Source organism: Exiguobacterium sp. R-39, assembly GCF_049942815.1.
GTDB lineage: Bacteria > Bacillota > Bacilli > Exiguobacteriales > Exiguobacteriaceae > Exiguobacterium_A.
Map to the genome: position 1 here is coordinate 1,199,269 of NZ_CP187965.1, position 21,263 is coordinate 1,220,531.

20 protein-coding genes are annotated in these 21,263 nt (G+C 51.7%); 16 read left to right on the plus strand and 4 right to left on the minus strand.

All coding sequences use genetic code 11. The annotated features are described in order from the left end of the window. Positions 1 to 4: 4 nt before the first annotated feature. The 5 genes from ACP26N_RS06130 to ACP26N_RS06150 all read left to right on the plus strand — a co-directional run bounded on the left by ACP26N_RS06130 (position 5) and on the right by ACP26N_RS06150 (position 4,403). Positions 5 to 781 carry a 3-hydroxybutyrate dehydrogenase gene (locus tag ACP26N_RS06130; RefSeq protein ID WP_131502920.1) on the plus strand — a complete coding sequence of 259 codons (777 nt, stop codon included), beginning with the start codon at positions 5 to 7 and terminating at the stop codon, positions 779 to 781. A 13-nt stretch (positions 782 to 794) separates the two neighbouring features. Then, entirely contained in the window at positions 795 to 1,985 is a 1,191-nt protein-coding gene (locus ACP26N_RS06135; protein ID WP_131502919.1) for an acetyl-CoA C-acetyltransferase, read from the plus strand. A gap of 178 nt (positions 1,986 to 2,163) precedes the next feature. Further along, entirely contained in the window at positions 2,164 to 2,910 is a 747-nt protein-coding gene (locus ACP26N_RS06140) for a methionine ABC transporter ATP-binding protein (RefSeq protein WP_426355048.1), read from the plus strand. Further along, positions 2,903 to 3,565, plus strand: coding sequence for a methionine ABC transporter permease (locus ACP26N_RS06145; protein WP_426355050.1), 663 nt, complete (start codon positions 2,903 to 2,905; stop codon positions 3,563 to 3,565). The genes ACP26N_RS06140 and ACP26N_RS06145 overlap by 8 nt, the downstream gene beginning before the upstream one ends. Positions 3,566 to 3,584: 19 nt before the next feature. Further along, positions 3,585 to 4,403, plus strand: a complete 819-nt coding sequence (locus tag ACP26N_RS06150) for a MetQ/NlpA family ABC transporter substrate-binding protein (RefSeq protein ID WP_426355051.1) — start codon at positions 3,585 to 3,587, stop codon at positions 4,401 to 4,403. A 96-nt stretch (positions 4,404 to 4,499) separates the two neighbouring features. Here ACP26N_RS06150 and ACP26N_RS06155 read toward each other — a convergent pair whose 3' ends face one another. Then, entirely contained in the window at positions 4,500 to 5,444 is a 945-nt protein-coding gene (locus ACP26N_RS06155) for a DUF2268 domain-containing putative Zn-dependent protease (protein ID WP_426355052.1), read from the minus strand. Positions 5,445 to 5,741: 297 nt separating this feature from the next. Between ACP26N_RS06155 and brnQ the strand changes: the two genes are divergently transcribed. Both brnQ and ACP26N_RS06165 read left to right on the plus strand, forming a co-directional pair. After that, complete coding sequence (gene brnQ / locus ACP26N_RS06160; RefSeq protein ID WP_188005353.1) at positions 5,742 to 7,082, plus strand: branched-chain amino acid transport system II carrier protein; 1,341 nt, start codon at positions 5,742 to 5,744, stop codon at positions 7,080 to 7,082. 182 nt (positions 7,083 to 7,264) lie between these two features. Continuing rightward, complete coding sequence (locus ACP26N_RS06165) at positions 7,265 to 7,582, plus strand: antibiotic biosynthesis monooxygenase (RefSeq protein WP_131503178.1); 318 nt, start codon at positions 7,265 to 7,267, stop codon at positions 7,580 to 7,582. 42 nt (positions 7,583 to 7,624) lie between these two features. On the opposite strand, the gene ACP26N_RS06170 is transcribed toward ACP26N_RS06165, so the two are convergent. Together ACP26N_RS06170 and ACP26N_RS06175 are read right to left on the minus strand one after the other, a co-directional pair. After that, positions 7,625 to 8,620, minus strand: a complete 996-nt coding sequence (locus tag ACP26N_RS06170) for a FecCD family ABC transporter permease (RefSeq protein ID WP_426355053.1) — start codon at positions 8,618 to 8,620, stop codon at positions 7,625 to 7,627. Next, entirely contained in the window at positions 8,620 to 9,627 is a 1,008-nt protein-coding gene (locus ACP26N_RS06175) for an iron ABC transporter permease (protein ID WP_131973053.1), read from the minus strand. Before ACP26N_RS06175 ends, ACP26N_RS06170 begins: the two co-directional genes overlap by 1 nt. A 104-nt stretch (positions 9,628 to 9,731) precedes the next feature. On the opposite strand from ACP26N_RS06175, the gene ACP26N_RS06180 reads away from it, so the two are divergent. The 9 genes from ACP26N_RS06180 to ACP26N_RS06220 all read left to right on the plus strand — a co-directional run bounded on the left by ACP26N_RS06180 (position 9,732) and on the right by ACP26N_RS06220 (position 20,074). Then, positions 9,732 to 11,216, plus strand: coding sequence for a helix-turn-helix domain-containing protein (locus ACP26N_RS06180; RefSeq protein ID WP_131973052.1), 1,485 nt, complete (start codon positions 9,732 to 9,734; stop codon positions 11,214 to 11,216). A gap of 87 nt (positions 11,217 to 11,303) precedes the next feature. After that, the gene (locus tag ACP26N_RS06185; RefSeq protein ID WP_426355055.1) at positions 11,304 to 12,221 is read left to right on the plus strand and encodes an ABC transporter substrate-binding protein; all 918 of its coding nucleotides are present in this window, start codon (positions 11,304 to 11,306) and stop codon (positions 12,219 to 12,221) included. 94 nt (positions 12,222 to 12,315) lie between these two features. Further along, on the plus strand, positions 12,316 to 14,043 hold the full coding sequence (locus tag ACP26N_RS06190) for an IucA/IucC family protein (protein WP_426355057.1): 1,728 nt from the start codon (positions 12,316 to 12,318) through the stop codon (positions 14,041 to 14,043). Continuing rightward, a complete protein-coding gene (locus ACP26N_RS06195) occupies positions 14,000 to 15,646 on the plus strand; it encodes an IucA/IucC family protein (RefSeq protein WP_426355059.1) in 1,647 nt (548 codons plus the stop codon). Before ACP26N_RS06190 ends, ACP26N_RS06195 begins: the two co-directional genes overlap by 44 nt. Then, positions 15,633 to 16,841, plus strand: a complete 1,209-nt coding sequence (locus tag ACP26N_RS06200; RefSeq protein ID WP_426355060.1) for an AMP-binding protein — start codon at positions 15,633 to 15,635, stop codon at positions 16,839 to 16,841. Before ACP26N_RS06195 ends, ACP26N_RS06200 begins: the two co-directional genes overlap by 14 nt. Continuing rightward, the gene (locus ACP26N_RS06205; RefSeq protein WP_131502906.1) at positions 16,838 to 17,092 is read left to right on the plus strand and encodes a phosphopantetheine-binding protein; all 255 of its coding nucleotides are present in this window, start codon (positions 16,838 to 16,840) and stop codon (positions 17,090 to 17,092) included. The genes ACP26N_RS06200 and ACP26N_RS06205 overlap by 4 nt, the downstream gene beginning before the upstream one ends. After that, complete coding sequence (locus tag ACP26N_RS06210; RefSeq protein WP_214853723.1) at positions 17,092 to 18,093, plus strand: DUF6005 family protein; 1,002 nt, start codon at positions 17,092 to 17,094, stop codon at positions 18,091 to 18,093. The genes ACP26N_RS06205 and ACP26N_RS06210 overlap by 1 nt, the downstream gene beginning before the upstream one ends. Then, entirely contained in the window at positions 18,038 to 18,865 is an 828-nt protein-coding gene (locus tag ACP26N_RS06215; RefSeq protein WP_165871657.1) for a sugar phosphate isomerase/epimerase family protein, read from the plus strand. The genes ACP26N_RS06210 and ACP26N_RS06215 overlap by 56 nt, the downstream gene beginning before the upstream one ends. Positions 18,866 to 18,964: 99 nt before the next feature. After that, positions 18,965 to 20,074, plus strand: a complete 1,110-nt coding sequence (locus ACP26N_RS06220; protein ID WP_131502904.1) for a glycerol dehydrogenase — start codon at positions 18,965 to 18,967, stop codon at positions 20,072 to 20,074. Positions 20,075 to 20,167: 93 nt separating this feature from the next. On the opposite strand, the gene ACP26N_RS06225 is transcribed toward ACP26N_RS06220, so the two are convergent. After that, positions 20,168 to 21,103: a cation diffusion facilitator family transporter gene (locus ACP26N_RS06225; RefSeq protein WP_426355063.1), complete on the minus strand. Its 936-nt coding sequence runs from the start codon at positions 21,101 to 21,103 to the stop codon at positions 20,168 to 20,170. Positions 21,104 to 21,263 lie beyond the last annotated feature (160 nt).

Here is a 21,263-nt window from a genome sequence, read left to right on the forward strand (position 1 = left end):
TCGAATGGTCAATGGAGATATCGTCCTTGTGACGGGAGCAGGAAGCGGGATCGGGCTTGAAATCTCGACAGCCTTCGCAGAGGCAGGCGCGAAGGTCGTCATTACGGACGTCAATACGGAAGCAGCTGAAAAAGCAGCGAAGTCGTTACAGGGAGCGGGACATGATGTCATCGGACTGACGTTGAACGTGACGGATGAAGCGCAAGTTCAGTCAGTTTTTGCCGAGACAATCAAGCGGTACGGCCGACTTGATGTCCTGATCAATAATGCCGGTTTACAGCACGTCTCACCAATCGAAGACTTCCCGACAGAGAAGTTCGAACTGATGATTAAAATCATGCTGACGGCTCCGTTCATTGCGATTAAACATGCGTTTCCGCTCATGAAGGAGCAAGGATACGGCCGGATCATCAACATGGCATCGATCAACGGCTTGATCGGCTTTGCCGGAAAAGCGGCCTATAACTCGGCAAAACACGGTCTGCTCGGTCTGACGAAAGTCGCGGCACTGGAAGGGGCGGAACACGGCATCACAGTCAACGCCTTATGCCCGGGGTACGTCGATACACCGCTCGTTCGCAATCAGATGGCGGATCTCGCGAAAACACGACAGGTCGAATTGGAAAAAGTCCTCGAAGACGTCATCTATCCGCTCGTTCCGCAAAAACGATTGCTTGCCGTCGAGGAAATCGCCGATTATGCGTTATTCCTCGCAAGCCGCAAAGCAAAAGGGATTACGGGACAGGCCAATGTCTTAGACGGCGGTTATACGATTCAATAAGGGGGAAATCAGCATGAGCGAGCAAGTTGTCATCGTCAGCGCGACACGAACGGCAATCGGCAGTTTTAACGGCAGTTTAAAGGATGTCCCGGCAACGAAGCTCGGCGCAACGGTCATCCAAGCGGCGCTCGAACAAGCGAATGTCGCACCGGACCTCGTCGAGGAGGTCATCATGGGCAACGTTCTTCAGGCGGGACTTGGACAAAATCCGGCCCGTCAGGCGAGTCTCCTCGCCGGTCTTCCGGAAACGGTTCCGGCCATGACGATCAATAAAGTCTGCGGTTCCGGGCTGAAGGCGATTCACCTCGCGTTCCAAGCGATCAAGTCCGGCGAGGCCGACATCATCGTCGCCGGCGGGATGGAAAACATGAGTCAGGCACCGTACGTGTTAAGCGGTGCCCGGACCGGCTTACGGATGGGAGACCAGCCGCTTGTCGATACGATCATCAAAGACGGACTCGAATGTGCCTTCAATGACTATCATATGGGAATCACGGCGGAAAACTTAGCCGAGCAATATACGATTTCCCGTGAAGCACAGGATCAGTTCGCAGCGTCAAGTCAACAAAAAGCGGGACAGGCCATCGAAGCGGACCGGTTCCAAGCGGAAATTACACCGGTCGAGATTCCGCAGCGCAAAGGCGAACCGGTCGTGTTTGCACAAGACGAGTTCCCGCGTGCCGGAACGACAGCGGAATCACTTGCCCGCTTGCGTCCGGCCTTCAAAAAAGGCGGTACAGTGACAGCCGGCAATGCATCGGGTATCAATGACGGAGCGGCAGCAGTCGTCGTCATGTCGGCCCGGAAGGCGAAAGAACTCGGTCTGACACCACTTGTCGAAATCGTTGCGAACGGTACGTCCGGTGTTGACCCGAGCATTATGGGAATCGGTCCCGTCAAGGCCGTCGGACAGGCGTTACGAAAAGCGGGTCTCGAACTGGATGCCATCGACGTCATCGAGGCGAACGAAGCGTTTGCTGCCCAATCGCTTGCAGTTGACGCAGAACTCCAGTTTGATCCGGCAAAGTTGAACCGAAACGGCGGGGCGATTGCGCTCGGTCACCCGATCGGCGCCAGTGGAACACGGATCATGGTGACGTTGATCCACGAGATGTTACGGACCGGAGAAAGCCATGGTCTCGCGACACTTTGCATCGGGGGCGGCCAAGGAATTGCGACGATCGTCAAGAAGTATGAAGGATAATCAAAGCTATTGAATGCTGGAAATACGACCCTGGACTTTACGTTCAGGGTTTTTCTGTTTTATTTTCTGAATGATTTACTTAATTAGAGAAGTGACGCGGGAAAGAAAAAAAGCACACGACATGACAAAAACAGATAGCTTACGGTAAAATGAAACACGTTGCAAGGGAGGGTGTCAGATGATTTCATTACAGAATGTCAGTAAAAGTTTTTCCGGACAACCGGTCATCCAGTCCGTCGCCCTCTCGATTGAACAGGGCGAGATGCATGGCATCATCGGTGCGAGCGGTGCCGGGAAATCGACGTTACTCCGGCTGATGAACCTGCTCGAACGGCCGGATACCGGGCGGGTCGAATTTGACGGGATGAATTTAACAAACCTGTCGAACCGACAGCTGCGGCAGACCCGGCAAAATATCGGGATGATTTTTCAAGGCTTTAATCTGGTCGGAAACAAGACGGTCGAACAAAACATTGGTGTTTCACTTGAACTCGCCCGTGTCAAAAAACGAGAGCGGGCGGACCGGATTCAGGAGTGTCTCCGGTTTGTCGGACTGGAATCCTTTGCCCGGAAGTATCCGTCCGAACTGAGCGGAGGACAGAAGCAACGTGTGGCGATTGCCCGGGCGCTCGCCAACCGCCCGCGCGTTTTGCTGTGTGACGAACCGACGTCTTCGCTCGATCCGAGTACGACGTCGGAAATCTTATGCGTGTTGCAGGATATCAATCAGACACTCGGGGTGACGATCGTACTTGTCAGTCATGAGATGCAGGTGATTCAAAGCATTTGCAACCGGGTCACGATCATGGCAGACGGGCGGATTGAAACGACGATCGCGACCGAACCGGCGGGAATCCCGGAAATTACGAGTGATGCCGGTTGGTTCCTGACCCAATTGACGGAGCGGAGGGATTCACATGCCTGATATCGTGCTCGAATATGCGGCGGAAATCAGACTGGCGATCGGACAAACGTTCGTGATGGTCGGAATTTCGATTCTCGCGGCAGTTCTCGTTGGTTTACCGCTCGGAACCTGGCTCTATCTGTCACGTAAAGGGCAGTTGCTGTCGAACCGATTCGTCTTTTCAAGTTTGAATTTACTTGTCAACACGATCCGCTCGTTTCCGTTTTTATTGCTCATTGTCTTCCTGATTCCGTTTACGCGGTTCATCATCGGGACGGCGATCGGAACGGCAGCAGCGACGGTTCCGCTTGCGATTATTGCCATTGCCCATTACTCACGGCTCGTCGAACAATCGCTGCTTGAAGTGCCGAAAGGTGTCATTGAGGCGGCTGTCTCGATGGGAGCCTCGACGCGTGAAGTCGTCCTGAAGTTTTTATTCGTTGAAGCCCGGTCCGGTCTTGTGCTTGGTATGACGACGTCGATCGTCAGCTTCATTTCGTATTCGACGATCATGGGGGTTGTCGGAGGCGGGGGGATCGGCGACTTTGCCGTCCGGTACGGCTACCAACAGTTTCAGACGGAATTGATGCTCTATATGATTTTGATTATGGTCATCCTGGTGCAATTGCTTCAATTTACCGGGACGACCGTAGCACGCTTGCTCGATAAACGTTAACCGAAAGTAGGAATTCAAAATGAAAAAAATCATGGTATTACTCAGCGTTTTTGTGTTGGCCTTAGCCGGATGCGGCAACGCCGATAAAAAGGATGAACAAGAATCGGCGTCAAAAACAGAGACGTTAAAAGTCGCGTCACTGATCAAACCGATGACGGAAATTCTTGATCTCGTCAAACCGGAACTCAAAAAAGAAAGCATTAATCTGGAAGTCGTCGTCCTTAGTGACAACGTGCAACCGAACAGTGCCCTCGCAGCAAAAGAAGTCGATGCGAACTTCTTCCAACACGTCCCGTACATGCAAGAGTTCAACCGCAACAATAAAGCCAATCTTGTTCCGATTCAACCGATTTACTTTGCGAACTACGGTTTGTACTCAAAAGAGTATAAAAAGATGGACCAAATGCCGAAAGGCGCTGTTATTGCCGTCGCAAATGACGTCTCGAACATCGACCGGTCGCTCGCTCTGCTCGCACAGCATGATGCGATCAAGTTGAAAAAGAAAACCGGTCCGTACTACACGATGAAAGACATCACGGAAAACAAACGTAACTTTAAGTTCAAGGAAGTGGATTTGCTGATGCTCGCCCGCCTTTATGATGATGCGGATGCGGTCATCATGACGCCGGCCTATGCTTCACCGCTCGGTCTGACTCCGAAGAAAGATGCCCTTGTGACGGAAGGCGTCGAAAATGACTTTGCGATCACGCTCGTTGCCCGGAAGGACAATCAGGATTCAGAAGCGATTCAAAAGCTTGCGAAAGCAATGACAAGTCCGAAAGTCAAAAAGTTCCTCGAGGACAATTATGACGAAATGGCGATTCCTGCCTTTAAATAAGTGTTCGGATGATAATATCAAAAACCACGGTTCGTATGTCTGTTTCAAAGACACGCGATCCGTGGTTTTTTTAGCATCAGTTTATCGGAATTTTGCCTAACGGATCGTCAACTTCTTCGCATAGCCGGTTTTCTCCAAAATATCAGTTGTCGGCATCTTGGTCCACTTGGCAACGGGAACATCAGGATTTTTCTGGATGAAGTCCGTCATGATCATATAGCCGAGCGTATATTGAGCAAGCGGCGGAATGTCTTTGTCATAGTTGCCGTATCGTAAATCGTACGCATCCACGTTATGGTTGTTGATCTGTGTCAACAGATTTTCCAGCGTATGATCGAGAAACGGTTCGGTCGCTTCCGATTTCCCTTTTGGATAGACCTGCGCAGCAAACATGTCCGCTTCACCTTCCAAAAGGATACCGTTGAACACCGAGTCATGAGTGTTGCTTTCAAAAGCGACGGTATGGTGGTATTCGTGGGCGATGGTATTCGCCAGTGTGTCTTTTGAAAAATTTTTTGCTAAGTAAAGGGTGAACATGTTTGTCCCGGAGGCAAAACCGGTAGCACCGCCGTGACGTTGAATATTAGCCGCATTATGAATCTCATAAGGCGCGACGAAGACTGTCAGCTTATCTGTTCTTGGCAGTGCTTTGATTGAGGTCTGAAGGCTTTTTTTAATCTGTTGATGAATGGAATCCTGGTGTTTTTTTAAATAGGCAATCGTTTTGTTCAGTTCTTCTGCATTGTCGGTAGGAATTTCTAAAATGCGTCTGTCCTGATAGGTAGGTGTCAGTTTTTCCTTCTCAATCCACTTATCTTTCACGTCTAAAACGTGTTTTTCAAACAGGGCACCGTTCTCGGTCGGCTCTTTTAGCGTTGCATCGACATATGACTGATATGCATCGTAAAGCGGAATGATTTTTATCGTCTGTTCATCCTGCTTGAATGTCAGTCCCGGTGGTTTTGCTTTTTCGGCTTCCGGTGTGTTGGAACAGCCGGCGAGCAGACTTGCTAACGTCATGCCAATCAACAATCGTTTCATAAAACCCCTCCTATCAACCAAATATACCACAATTATCCATAAGGGAATCAGAGACAAAAGATTCCTCTTTTCTGAACTTAGTCAGATGAACTTATGTTACCGATTACATCGTTCAAGCGCATCAGCAGTCATTTTTTAAGAAAAGAGTGAAACAGCAAGGTTTTTTGAGAAATGTCAGAATATTCACCAGATAAACTCCTGGCACGAGGTCACAGACCTGTGTTATCCTTTCGAACGAAGTACCTGATTCGTTGATAAAACATGAATCAGGTCGTAATTAAATCGTGGGGGTTTCTTATGTCTAAAACAGTTCCAACATCCTTTATCGTCGTCATCGGTATGATGCTGTTTGCTTTGTTTTTCGGAGCAGGCAATCTGATTTTTCCACCGATGCTCGGACAAATGGCGGGAGAAAATGTCTGGATTGCCAATGCCGGGTTCCTGGTTACAGGCGTCGGCTTACCGCTGCTTGCGATCTTAGCGTTTGCTTATTCCGGAGAAGCGGATTTACGGGCGATGGCGTCGCGGGTCCACCCGGTCTTCGGTCTTGTCTTTGCCATCATCTTGTACTTAGCGATTGGTCCATTTTTTGCGATTCCGCGCGCTGGAACCGTTTCCTATGAAATCGGGATCAAACCATTTTTCGGGGAAGGCGCATCGTCGACACCGTTGCTGATTTTTTCGATTCTGTTTTATACGCTTGCCTGCCTGTTGTCGCTGAATCCGACAAAAATCGTGGATGTCGTCGGGAAAATTTTGACACCGATCAAGATTACATTCATCGGGCTGTTGATTCTCGTTGCCGTCATTAAGCCAATCGGAAGTTTTCAGAATCCTTTGACGACGTATCAGCACAACGCTTTTTTTAATGGTTTCCAGGAAGGCTATTTGACACTGGATGCCCTCGGAGCGTTTGTCTTCGGTATTATCATCATCTCGGCAATCAAGGAAAAAGGGGTCACGTCGAAAAAACAATTGCTCATTATTTGTTCGAAAGCAGCCCTGATTGCGGCGAGTTTACTTGCCATCACGTATTCGGCCCTTGCCTTCATGGGGGCTTCCAGTGTCTCCAAAATTGGTCCGCTGACGAACGGAGCGGAAATCCTCTCAGCGGTGTCCGACTATTACTTCGGCGCATACGGCTCGATTTTACTCGGTCTGATGATTACGGTCGCATGTCTGACGACGAGTGTCGGTCTGATTACGGCCTGCGCCTCGTTCTTCGCGCTATTGTTACCAAAGATTTCGTACGTCAAGTGGACGATTGGACTGTCGATCTTCAGCGCGCTCGTTGCCAACATCGGTCTGACCCAGTTGATCGCGATTTCAAAACCGGTTCTGCTGACGCTTTATCCACTGGCAATCTGTCTGATTTTCCTGACGTTCCTGCATTCCGTTTTTAAAGGAAAACCGGCGGTCTACCAGGGAGCGATGTGGATGACGTTTGCCGTCAGTCTGTTTGATGGACTGAAAGTGGCAGAAGCACCGGTCGGACCGGTCTTGCGCGTTTTTGAAAACGTGTTGCCGTTCTTCTCCGTCGGACTCGGTTGGGTCGTTCCGGCCATCATCGGAGCCATCTTAGGCGGATTATTCGGGCGGAAAAAAGCCTACCGGCCGGAACAGTCACGCGTTGCTTGAGCAAAGATATTAATCCTATGGATGTTAAGCTGTTTCGATCTTGAATCGAAGCAGCTTTTTTGCTGTCTGTCACATCATCATCGATGGAAACAAATTGGAATGGTATTGACAAAAGGAGGAGGAACGATGATATAGTATTGTTGCAAATGAGATTCATTATCAATTAAAAGGGAGTGGTTTTTCTGTTCATCCAACTTAAAACAATTCGGGTGGAAACCGGTCATGCGGAGTCGATGATTGAACGATTCGCAGGCGAAGGCATCATCGAACAACAACCCGGCTTCATCGATCTCAGTGTCCTGCAAAAAAAGCGGACGCGGGGCGAAGAAGAAGTCATCGTACTGATTCGCTGGGAGTCGGAACAGGACTGGAAAGCGTGGGAGACGAGTGACGTCCATCTTGCAGGTCACCGTGCACGTCGTGGTCAACCGGTGCCGTCGTTCATTTTAGGAAGTGACCAGCAGTATTACGATGTTCTGGGTCAAAAAGGCAAACGCTGAGAAAAAGACCGATCCGTCCACTTGCGGCGAATCGGTCTGCCTTTATTTTCGGAACAATAACACGATGAAATAAGGTGCGCCAAGGATTGCGATGACAATCCCCACCGGAATGTCGGCCGGAGCAAGCAGGTTTTTCCCGATCAAGTCTGCGAGCAACACGAGCAGGCTGCCGAGCAGGGCAGCGACCGGAATCAGACTGTAATGGTTCGGTCCGACAAGACGCCGGGCAATGTGCGGGGCGAGCAGACCGATAAAGGAAATTCCGCCACCGGCAGCGACGCAGGAACCGGCAAGTGCGGCAGCGATCAATAAGATCCGTTTCCGTGTCTGTTCGACTCGGAGTCCTAACGTTTGCGGGAGCGAGCCGCTCAGTTGCAACAGATTCAACGGCCGGCTGTGTAAAAAGGCAAGCGGCACCAAACAGACGATCCAGGGTGCAAGCGTCAAAACGGATGACCAATCCGCCTGCCAGATGCTTCCGGTCAACCAGACCGTCGCCTGCTGAAAATCGCGCGGATCCATCTTCAACTGAAAAATGATCAGGAGGGCGCCGCACAGGGCGTTGATTCCGACGCCGACCAACAACAGACGTCCCGGTTGGACTGCTTTTCCCGCTAATCGGTAAATCGTCCAGGCGACAAGCGTCGCACCGACAAAAGCGGCGAACGGCAGAACCGGAAGTTGATGTGTAGCGGAGCGAAAGAAAAACAGTGTCAAGACAACGAACAATCCGGCACCGGCATTGATTCCGAGAATGCCGGGATCGGCGAGGGCATTGCGTGACATACCTTGAAGTAGTGTCCCGGACACTGCTAGTCCGGCACCGATCAACAATGCGAGTAACATCCGCGGTAACCGGAGATCGATGAGAATCAGCCGTTCAGATTCCGTTCCTTGTCCGATCAACGTTCGGCCGATCGCGCTAAACGAAACGGGAAGAATCCCGGTCGACAGACTGTACACAAATGTCAAAATGAGCAGACTACATAAACAAAACAGCGTCAATCGCGCCTGTTTTACGGCATGCCAGACATCCATCAGACGGACAACTCCTTTCGGCGGGCGAGATAAAGGAAGTAGGGTACTCCGACCAGGGCGGTGACGGCTCCAAGCGGGGTTTCGAACGGCGGATTGATCATTCGTGCCAGCAGGTCGGAAGCAATCAACAACGTCATGCCGAGCAGGGCGCTGACCGGCAGCAACAGGTAATAGTTCGTCCCGACTAAAAAGCGACTGATATGGGGAATGATCAAGCCGACAAAGCCGATGACACCGGCGACCGACACGGCAACACCGGCAAGCAGGACGATGCTGCAAAATCCAAGCAGCCGGACTTTCGTCAACGAGGACCCCAGCCCGGTCGCAACATCTTCTCCGAGCGAGAGGACGGTCATGCTGCGGGCGATATGTAAGGAAATGAGGAGTCCAAGCAGGACGACCGGAAGCAAGACCAACACGTGCGCCCATTTTGCCCCGGATAACCCGCCGGCATACCAAAAGCTGAGATCTTGGGCGACTTGGTGAAACAGGGTGATGCCGGTCGACAGAGCGCTGAATAAAGCACTCAGTGCCGCACCGGCTACGGTCAACGTGACCGGTGAAAAGCGTCCGCGGGCAAATACTGTGATCAGCAAAATGACAGCTGTCCCAAGTGCGGCGCCGCCAAACGAAAAGGCAAGCGAAGTCACAAATGAATGCTCCGAGACAAAGGCCAGCGACAAGGCGACTCCAAGTCCTGCTCCGTGGGTGATGCCAAGCAGGGAGGGGTCAGCCAGCGCATTCCGGGTCAACCCTTGCATCATCGTCCCCGACAGCGCCAGAGCAATACCGACAAGCCCGGCGCAAATCAGACGCGGAAGCCGGACTTCTTGAACGAGTTGATGCTGCAGATTACCGGCGTCAAAGGAATGAAACGAGGCAAGGACGGTCGCCCGGGAAATCGGCACGGCACCGTAAAACAAGGACAGTGTACTTAGTAGCGTGAGCAGTCCAACCGTGAGAGCAACAATCGTCAGGATTGAGCGTGGTCGAACGGATGTAGTCATAGACGTCTCTCCTTTTTAATTGAGAATCAGATTCATTATCAACGCGATTAAACGTACATCGAAGACCAATTTTTTGTCAAATGTTTTTTTAGGGAGTGGGCAGGATGGAGTTACAGATTAAACCGTTACCAATCAAGAAGCACTGGTTGCTTGAAGGCGATAGGCGATCAGTCAAGCCGGGACTGGTCATCGTTGTTGCAGGGAGCGGATTTTTATACAGCAACCGGCACCGGTTATACCCGGGCGATGCCGTCTGGATCGAACAAATCGACGAAGTATTGCCGGCTGCAAAAGAGACTTGTTTATTCTACCACCTGACGTTGACGGGACACCGGTGTGCTCTGTATCGGCAAGATGCAGACATCCTGCATGACTGGTTACGGCAACTGCATGTCAGCCCGACTTCGGAACAGGAAGGGTTGACTCAACTACGAATTCTGTATCAACTGCTTGAGACATTGAACAGCGAACAGGAAAATCATGTGTTTGAGGAAGTGGTCGCTTCGTGGCTGAAGGACTTGTCGATGAAAAGGTCCGTCCATGAGCTGGCGCTTGATCTCGGAATGTCGGTACCGACATTTAACCGGCTGTTCAAAGAGCGGTATCACGCCACACCAAAAGAATATGTGACGCAACTGCGGATTCGCACGGCAAAAGAGTGGATGCTCGCTTCACACGAGATGACGTTGGCGCAAATCGCACAAAAAGTGGGGCTGCAGGACGAATTTTACTTCAGCCGCCTCTTCAAAAAACGGACCGGTCTGTCGCCGACCCATTTTTTACAACGGATTACGCCCCGGATCGGCATTGCCAGCCGCCTCTTGTTGCAGGATCATCTGTTGGCACTTGGTCTGCAACCGATTTTGGCACCGAGTTATCCGACGGAATACGGAGCAAGCGGATTACCCGTGTTTTTGACCGGACTGGACGGAACCCGGTTGTACGACGCGAATCAACCGCTTCAGCGGGAATGGTTCGAGACGACGGCACTGGATTTGATTATCAAGACACCGAGTTTAGAGAAGGGACAGGATATCAGCTGGTTGCCGGCTGACCATGTCCTTGAACTGCCGCATCAAACCTGCTGGAGTGAATATCTCCGACTGATTGCCGTAGCGACGAATCGGGAAGACCGGCTCGAGCCGATCGTCGCGCAGATTACAGCGCTCGAACAAACGGTCAAGGAACGTTTGGCGTGGAACAAGACCGGAACATGGGCTGTCGTCTGGATTCGACCGGACGAGGTGCGTTTATACGGGATGAAGCAACATACGATGCTTGATTTTTTATTTCATGATTTGGGTCTGAAACCGGCACCGGGATTACCTGAAGCCATTTATGAGATTGTCACGCTGGAGACGTTACAACGAGTTGATCCCGAAAACCTGTTGATCTTATGGAGTCAACCGGTTGATGTCGAGCGGATTCAGCAAGAATCGACATGGCAGACCTTGCAGGCGGTCAGGCGCCATCAAGTCTATTATCCGGACAGCGTTGATTGGGATCCTTGGGGACCACTCGGACGCACCCACATGCTGAAGCAATTGTTAGACTATATTGAAAATGAACCACGCTTGATTTGTCCATGAAAGTTGATCGGTTCGTCCATGTCGCTCTTTAGTGATAATGATTATCATTACTAATGAAGAACGAGAGTGAGAGGGGAAAAGAACCACATGAAAAAAATCATCAGTGTCACATCCGTCCTCGCGACGTGTGTTGTATTAGCCGCCTGTGGAGGCGAGGCAAGCGAACAACCGACAAAAAAAGCAGCCGCTGTCCACACCGTTGAACATATTTTTGGAAAGACGGAAGTTCCGAATGATCCGAAAAAAGTGGTTGTCCTGTCACACGTCTCATGGGAAGGGTCGCTCGTCTCCGTCGGTGTCAAACCGTATGCCGTGATGGCGTACGATAATGAGTTTCCACCACACTTGACGAAAGAACTCGAAGGAACGAAGGCGTTGCCGTACGCCGACGAAATCAATCCGGAAGAAATCGTCAAACTGGATCCGGACTTGTTGATCATCAGTGACCGGTACAAACCGCTGTATGACAAACTGGCGAAAACGATCCCGACGGTCGCCGTCGAGGTGGGTGGTGACTGGAAAGAAGATCACCTGAAAGTCGCGGAAGCGGTCAACAAGAAAGAAGAAGGACAGGCAGTCATCGATGACTTGGCGAAAGAAGCAAAAGACATCGGTCAACGGATCAAGGAAAACGTCAAGGACGAGACCTTCATGGCGGTCTCGGTCAACAAAAAAGATATTCGGGTCTACGGTCTGACGAACCACGCGACGAACTCGCTGTTGTTTGATGATATCGGGCTGACACCGACGAAAGGTCTCCCAAAAGATTTCGGGGAAAACATTTCGATTGAAGGACTGGCGAAATATAATCCCGACCACATCATTGATTTGTCGTACTTCAACAGTGGACCGTACTACGATGAAGTGACGAACGGGAAGGTCTGGAAAGGGCTGACAGCAGTCAAACAAGATCAAGTCCACCAATTGTCGACGACGTGGGGCTTCTGGGATCCAATCGAACGCCAAAAAGGATTAACGGAACTGGAAGACGTCTTATTGAAATGACCAGATGAAGAGCAGGAGAAAGAACGGGGAAACCCGTTTTTCTCTTTTTCAACAGTGAGAATGATTATCAATTGTTAAAAGGAGTGTGACAGTCATGACGACACGTACAGAACGAACCGAAGAGATTGCAACCCATGCAACGCTCCAAGCTTTCGGCAACAGCTACCTCCGTGAAGTCGACATGATCGAGTGGTTCATTCCAACAGATGAGGAGAACATCTGGTTCGGTGAGACGGCCTGCCGGATCGACGTCGGGGTCATCTACGTCCTTGAAATACGACGCCGTTCAAGGATCGGGCGTCACGAAATCGGACGGATTTACCGGCAAACGAGCTGCGGATGGACGGAGGAAGCACCATTGACCTTCATCATTGCCTGTTGCCAACATCTGCAACGGCATGCTCCCGGCGTAACAGATTTATTGTACCGGGTCCTCGACAGTCACCGGTGTATGTGTCACGTCATCGCGCATGAGCTGAATGAGCCGATTTGCCCTGAGACGTTTCTTGAACACGAGCAGACGGTCCGGTTCGGACATTGGTTCCACCCGACACCGAAAAGCCGGGTCGGAATGCATGACTGGGAGCAAGTCGCGTATGCACCGGAATTCAGGAACGGGTTCCAACTCGATTATTTTGCGGTTGATGAATCCCTGCTGACGGAAGCCAGTGCGACGAATCAACGGATCAGCGAACAGATGCGGAAGCAACTCGGATCAGCAGTAGCACTGTCAGCGTCAGAACGCCTGTTACCCGCGCATCCTTTGCAGGCGCAACATCTTTTGTTGCAACCGACTGTGCAACAGTTGATCGCGACGAACGAACTTCGCCATCTCGGCCGACTGGGTCCGACGTACTTCGCGACATCTTCAATCCGGACGGTCCTGCAAGCGGATCGGTCGCATATGCTGAAGTTTTCGATTCCGGTCCAGGTCACCAATTCGCGTCGCGTCAATAAACGGCATGAACTGACTGCGGGACTCGTCATGCGGCGTCTCGCCGAACAAATTTCGTTTCCGGACGGCTTTTCGATTACCCATGATCCGGCATACGCAACGGTTCAGACCGGTGCAGATGAGTCCGGTTTTGAAGTCATCTACCGCGAAGCCCAAGGAGATGCAATCAACGTCGCGGCACTCGTTCAGGAACCGCTCGATCAAGAACAGTCCGTCCTGGCATCGCTCGTCTTGAAGTCAAAGCGAGCGGATCAATCGATGCCTCAAGCGGCCCGGGACTGGTTCGAGACGTATATAGAACTGACACTCGGGACCTTGGTCGAGTTGTATGAACACTACGGGATTGCGCTCGAAGCGCACCAGCAAAACAGTCTGATCCGGTTTGAACACGGACGTCCTGTCAGCTACCAGTTTCGCGATAATCAGGGGTATTATCTCGCCCGTTCGAACAAAAACCAGCTAATCCACCTCGAAGCCTCACTGGCAGACGCACCGGAATTGTTCTACGACGAAACGACGATCAAGGAGCGGTTGACGTATTACATGATCTGGAATCACTTGGCCGGTCTGATCCATCGGTTTGACCGCGACGGCTTGCTTGCGGAATCAACGATGCTCGAGTGGGTCGGAACGTGGTGCGATCAAAAAATTCAGATCTTATCGGGACGCGGCAAGGATTGGCTCGAATATGTCCGTTCACGGCCGACGTTACCGTATAAAGCGAACTTGTTGACACGGCTCCATGCGCTCGACGAACTCGAAGTCAGCGGCGAGCGGGTGATCTTCATCGAAATCGACAATCCATTACACCGGGAGGTCCGCCATGCGAACGACGAACGAACGACGTGTCTGCAAACAACTTCTTGAAGCCATCCTGTTTGAACGGATCGAACCGTTCATCGAACACCGGCGACAGGGACAGACAACGTTTCGTTTTGTCCGTCCGCCGTATGAACTGACAGTCGACGGCAGACGGGGAGCGTTTGACCGCGTTTGGCTCGACATCGAGACGGTCGTCTTGACGCGGAGAAATCACGAGCAATCGCCGACGCTTGAGCACATCATGGACTGCTTTCAACTCGCGGAGCCGCTGCGGTTGGAACTGAGGCAGACGGTTAAGTTTGCCGACGTGTGTCCGACATATCCCGAGCTGCGGACGCATCTGTCCTACGAACAACTGGAACAAGCATTGGTCGAAGGGCATCCGTACCATCCGTGTTTTAAGTCCCGGATTGGCTTTTCGCGTGACGACCACTCGCGCTATGGACCGGAAGCAGGACAACGTTTCCGGTTACACTTTGTTGCCCTCCCGGTATCAATCGTTCATCAACAACGCATGGAAGGTGTGATGGAGCAGACGTTTGGTCGCAAGACGTATCTCCGGTTGCAGGAAAAGCTGGCCTCTGCGGTCGACGATCCGACCGGTTATCACGTTCTGCCGGTCCACCCGTGGCAATGGCAACACGTCGAAGCGGATGTCCGCGCGTCCGGCGGCATTGATCTGGGGGAAGCCGGACCTCTGTTTCAAGCGACCCAATCGATCCGGACCATTTTTCAACCGGATGCGCCGACGGTTCCGCACATCAAGCTCCCGCTCGATTTGATGCAGACTTCCTCGCGACGGACGTTCACCGTTCCGAACATTGTCGCAGCACCTGTTTTGTCCGACTGGTTGATCGACCGGACGCAAGAACTGCCGGTGACTATACTCCGGGAATTCGCCAGTCAAGTCGTCGAGACGACAGACGGAGACCTGTCGGGACGAATCGGCTGTTTGTACCGGGACAATGTCTTGGCGGCCGTGTCACCGGACGAAACGGTCATCCCGTTGACGGCACTCGCTCTCCGTGAAGGGAACGAGACTCTGTTTCTGGAACCGTGGTTCAAGACCTACGGACGCGAGCGCTGGCTCAAACAGTTTCTGACCGTCTATCTGGAACCGGTTTTCCGGCTGCTTGTTGAAGAAGGAATCGCAGTGGAGGCGCATGCCCAAAATGCTTTGTTGGTCTTGAAGAACGGTTGGCCGACGCGGCTGATGTTGCGGGATTTTCATGACAGCGTTGAATTTGTCCGCTCGTTTGTCGAACGTCCGGAAAAGATTCCGACGTTCGATACGCTGCATCCGGCATTTCGCTCAACGACTAATCTGTACTACGAGATGGGCCAGGTCGAAGCGTTACGCGAGCTCGTCGTCGATACGGTGTTTGTCTTTCATTTGACGGAGTTGTCGCATCAGCTGAAAGAGATACATCAGCTCGACGAGACCACCTTTTTTAACTGGACCGCCGACATACTCGCTGGACTGAATCTGACGCCGGCTCGTTTGGCAACGTTACAACTCGATACGCCGACAATCTATACGGAGTCGCTCGTTGCACGGAAATTCAACACGACGCAGTGCCGGCATCTGGTCCGTAATCCTCTGCAATCCCAAACACCGAAAGGAAGCGAAATGCATGTTATACATTGAAGACACGTTTTATACGAAACAGATGCTGACCGATCATCCGGTCTGTCGACTCAATTGGCTCACGGATCCCGCACAGACCGTCGTTGCCGTCTGCGTCAAGGACACAGCGGCATGGATCGCGTTTTGTCTCTATATGAAACAGATGCACGGGACGGTCGTACCGCTCCATCCGGATTTGCCGGAAGCCGGGGCAAGACGTCTGGCGGAACAAGCGGGATGTGATTATTTGGTGTATGCCGATTTTCAACAGCCGATCCGTTTGACAGCGTCAACGGTTCGACCGGGAGGATTGATTCAGTTCAGCTCCGGCACGACCGGCGACGCGAAAGTCATTCATCGGACGTGGGCCTCGATTGACGAGGAACTGGCAGCCTATGGTCAACGTTTTCCGTTAACAGTGACGACCGGCACCATCGTTGCCTGCCCGACGTCGCATTCATTCGGATTGATTTGCGGAGTCTTGGCGACACTTGAGCGCGGAGCGACACCGATTATCTTGGAAAACCTGTCACCGAAGCATATTTTACACGTCTGTCAGGCACGTCCGACTGCCATTTTGTATGCCGGACCGGGACTCGTCTATTTACTCAGCCAATTTAAGCAACGGCTGTTTGCGGTGATGATTTCCGGGATGACCGTGCCGACCGTCTGGTTTGAAGCGATTCGGGACGTAACGGATCATCTTTTGCAACAGTACGGCTGTTCGGAAATCGGCTGCATCGCCTTACATCCTGCTCCGAAATCAGCTCAAGCGATCGGCTATCCGTTGCCACATCTGACAATCCAGACCGGTACCATCGACGAGCCGGCTGAGTTGAAAGTGAAGGCAGGAGACCAGTGGATCGGAACCAAAGATTTAATGGGGCAGACGAGTACCGGCGAATTGCTGTTCTTCAGCCGTCTCGACGAAATGATCAATGTGTCCGGACTGTCGGTTTATCCGGCGGATGTCGAGGATGTGTTGCTCCGTCACGATGATGTCGAAGAGGCCGTCGTCTTCAAACGGACGGACCGTCTGCAGGGTGAACGCGTCTGTGTCCAAGTCGTCAGCTCGGCGAAGGAAGCCGCATTGCGGACCTATTGTCGGGAACAGCTTGCGCCTCATCAATGTCCGTCGGATTGGACGTTTGTACCGGCCATTGAAAAGCTGCCGAACGGGAAAGTCAGTCGCGTACGTCTGGGGGTGACGTCATGAATCTGCTCCTTGATTACACGTCATTTCGTCAGATTGTCGAGGAACAGCTGGAGGTCACCTTGCGACAAGCAGTGATGGGAGGCGAACGGCTTCGGGACGACTTGCAGCTGGATTCGATGCGGCTGTTGCAATTGCTCGTTCATCTGGAACTCGAACACGGGTATGTCCTCGCTGATGAGCAGCTTGCTCAACTGCCGCAGATGACGGTCGATCAGTTGCTGCAATCGTTGGCACGAAAGGAGGTCGTCTGATGATTAAAGTTCACTGTCTCGTCAGTTGTGTGTGTGAAGTAATCAAACGATCGGACGCCGACCATCGTCCGTACTACTTTGGTATCTGGGACGCTGACTTTGCGTTGACGTCTGAGTTTGTCCTGTCCCACCATGCGGCGCATATCAGTCATGAAGCAATGCTCGATTGGTACCGCTTGCTGTATGGAATCACCGTTCAGTCCTGGTATGATCCGTCCCGCACTAAAGCGGCGAACCTTGTGAATCTGGAACAGTTCATGAAAATAAAACGGCCGGAACAGTCTGTCATCGTCATGCTCGACCTCGCCCGGTTACCGGAGCGGGAAAACAAGTTTCATCACGAGGTCTTTCCGCATTACGTGATGCTCGAACCAACGGATGATGAAGACAGATGGCGGATGCTCGATCCGGACTTCCGGTATGAAGGCGAATTTGATCGGACACGGATTCTCCAGGCCGTCGATCAACCGACCGTCGCCGGTGGGTTTTGGTTTGACGGGAGTCAGGTCAAACTGCCGGACACGGAAACCGTCTCCGCTTATTTCATGAGTGGTCTCAAGCGGCACCATCCGTTGACGGAAGCGGTCGAACAGGTCATCTTACACCATGCGTCGAGCCCGGAAAGGTTGCCGGATGCGTTAAAGCAACTGCCTGTCATCGCCATCCGCAAATACGCCTATGAGCACGCCTTTGCCTATTTTTATGAACGCTTGGGAATTGATTTAGTGGCGTCCGATTTTGACGACTGGTGTGACAAAATCGAGCGATTGGTCAATCAATATACCATCATTCAACACCGGGCGATTAAATACAGCATGACCCGCGACCGGACAGATTTACTGGATATCCAACAATGGCTCGTCGCACAAACGACGCTGGAAGATGACATCAAACGGCAGCTTGTTGATTTGTTCAGCCGATTTCAACAGAAAGAAGGGGAAACGGATGCAACTCGCACTTTGTACGATCAGCTACCGGCATCATCTACGGTCATTCGATGAATTGGTGAGGTTTGCCGCAGCAAACGAGTTTGAGGCGATGGATGTCTGGGGTGTTCATGCGAAGCATCTGGAGGAAGCAGACCTTGCCTTGTTGCAAAACAGCGGAGTTCATGTCAGTATGCTCAGCCATTACCTGTCGTTTGACGCTCCGCTGTCGGTCTTGCTTGAACAAACGAAAGCCTTGTCTCGTCTCGCCCAGCGGCTCGGAACCCGGCGGATCCGGATTTTTGCCGGCCACAAGGCGAGTCATCAACTAACGGAGGCGGAACGGGCGCGACTTGTCTATCAATTGAGCGGCGTCTGTAAAGTCTTGGATCAGGCAAAACAGTTGGTGTTGCTTGAAATTCATCCGAATACGGCGGCGGATACAATCGAATCGACGGAGCGGTTATTGCACGAGGTCAACCATCCGGCCTGCCGTGTGAATTTCGATGTTCTCCATGTCGCTGAATCCGGTGCCGATCCGGTCGCAGCCTATCGCCGGATTGAGCCCGTCGTTGAACATCTTCATCTAAAAACGGTGGCGCGAGCGGATCAATTTAGCGTTTTTGAACCGGCGAATGTGTATGCAGCAAGCGGCTCACGGGACGGTATGGTGCCGTTGTTTGATGGAATCGTCGACTACGACAGGTTCTTTGAAGAACTCAGGCTGGCGTTAACGACAAAAACAGCGAGTCTCGAATGGTTCGGGGAGAACCCGGATGACCGCTTGGTGACAGACGGACGATTGGTACGTCAGAGTTTGGCACGACAGGTTCTGCAATTCACCTAATGTTCACGGCTCGATGTGTTTAGAGCACGGGGCGAAAAGGAAAGCAATATAATGTAAGTCATTGTTGATGGTCTCATTGAAAAAGAAAGGATGTTGAACATGTCAGAACGTGTTTTCATTAGTCCGGCAAAGTACGTCCAAGGAAAAAATGTCATTGATCGGCTTGGTACATACGTGAGCCCGATTGGTGATGTGGCCCTCGTCATCGCGGATGATGTCGTTTGGGGGATTGTCGAGGAACGTGTCCAAGCTTCATTTTCAACTGAAGGAATCAAAATCGAAAAAGCGGATTTCAGCGGAGAAGCCTCAAAACATGAGGTCGAACGGATTGCGACGCAAGCGAAAGACGCCGGTGTCAAGTTCGTCATGGGTGTAGGCGGCGGGAAAACGCTGGATACAGCCAAAGCCGTCTCCGACGAACTGCATCTGCCGGTTGTCATCGTGCCGACCATCGCTTCGACCGACGCACCGACGAGCGCGCTGTCGGTCATCTATTCTGAAGACGGGATTTTTGAGAGTTACCGTTTTTACAACAAAAATCCGGATCTCGTCCTGGTCGACACGAAGTTGATCTCGGAAGCACCGGCCCGCTTCTTTGCCTCAGGTATCGCCGACGCACTGGCAACTTGGGTCGAAGTACGGAGTGTCATTGCCTTCGGCGGATCGACGATGGCCGGCGGACGGCCGACGATTGCGGCGGAAGCGATCGCGAAACGCTGCGAGGAAGTCCTGTTTGAGCACGGACGCCTCGCCTATGAGTCGGTCCAGGCAAAGGTCGTTACGCCGGCCCTCGAAGCCGTCGTCGAAGCGAACACCTTGCTCAGTGGTCTTGGTTTTGAGAGCGGTGGTCTTGCGGCAGCACACGCCATTCATAACGGTTTCACGGCACTCAATGGGGACATTCACCATTTGACGCATGGAGAGAAAGTTGCGTTCGGGACGCTCGTGCAACTGGCGCTGGAAGAACATCCGCAAGAAGAGATTGAGCGGTACATCGCTTTTTATATGGACCTTGGTCTGCCGGTCACACTGGAAGACGTTAAACTGAAAGATGCCTCACGGGAAGACATATTAAAAGTCGGACAGGCGGCAACAGCAGAAGGGGAGACGATTCACAGCGGTTTTGATGTCACGGCCGATGAAGTGGCGGATGCAATCATTGCAGCGGACCGCTATTCGAAAGCGTATCAGGCAAAGTTAAAGAACTGACGATACGTTGTATGGACAGTAAGTAAAAAAGACGATGCCCCATTAAAGGGAAGCATCGTCTTTTACTCTTTTAATTTAGAAGAACAGCCAACCTTAGTGAACGTGCGGCTTTTGTTCACCGTGACAGTATAGTTGATCTTCATGGTCATGTTGCGCGGTCTCGACTTGAATCGTCGCATGGGTGATACCGGCATGTTTTAGGTCGTGATCGAGTTGTTCACGGATTGACTCCGATTCGCGGACGGTCATATCGTCTTTGACGACGACGTGGCAGGATAACGCATTGTAACCGCTCGTAATCGACCAAATATGAAGATCATGCAGACCGAGGATCGCTTCATTTGTCTGAATCGTCGAAACTACTTGATCGATGTCGACATCGCTCGGTGTTCCTTCCATCAGGACGTGGACGGCGGCTTTCGTTACGTAATAGCCGCTGCGCAGAACGAGGATGGCGACGATGATACTTGCGAGCGGATCTGCCCAGCCCCAACCGAAGAACATGATCAACAGGGCGGCAACGATGGCACCGATCGAGCCGAGCATGTCACTTAAGACATGCAAGTAGGCACCACGCATGTTCAGATTGTCTTCATGGCCACCGCCGCGCGTCATGATCCAAGCTACAAGCAGATTCACAAGAAGTCCGAGTATACTGATGATCAACATCCCGGTCGTTGCGACAGCCGGTGGATTAACAAAGCGTTGTACGGCTTCGACGAAAATATAAAGCGAAATACCGATCAGTGCGACGCCGTTGAAAATCGCCGCGAGAATTTCGAACCGCTTTGATCCGAACGTCTTATTCGCATCCGATTTCTGGGTCGAAAAGTGAAAGGCGGCGAGCGCAATCGCAAGCGAAATCGAGTCACTCAGCATATGTCCTGCGTCCGATAACAAAGCCAGACTGTTCGTCCAAAATCCGCCGATCACCTCGACGATCATAAACAGCGTGATGATCATGAAGGACAGAAGTAATACTTTTTTATTGTCGGTGTGATGATGCTCATGATTATGATTATGCGGCATAATGATACCTCCTGATACATTCAAATGTCTATTTGAATTATAGAATGCGAAACGTCTATGGTCAATCGATGTATGCTTCATTTCCCACTGATAGAAGAGAATGAAACGCGATCATTGGACGTTATACGGTTGTATGAGACATCTGAAAAAACAAAACATC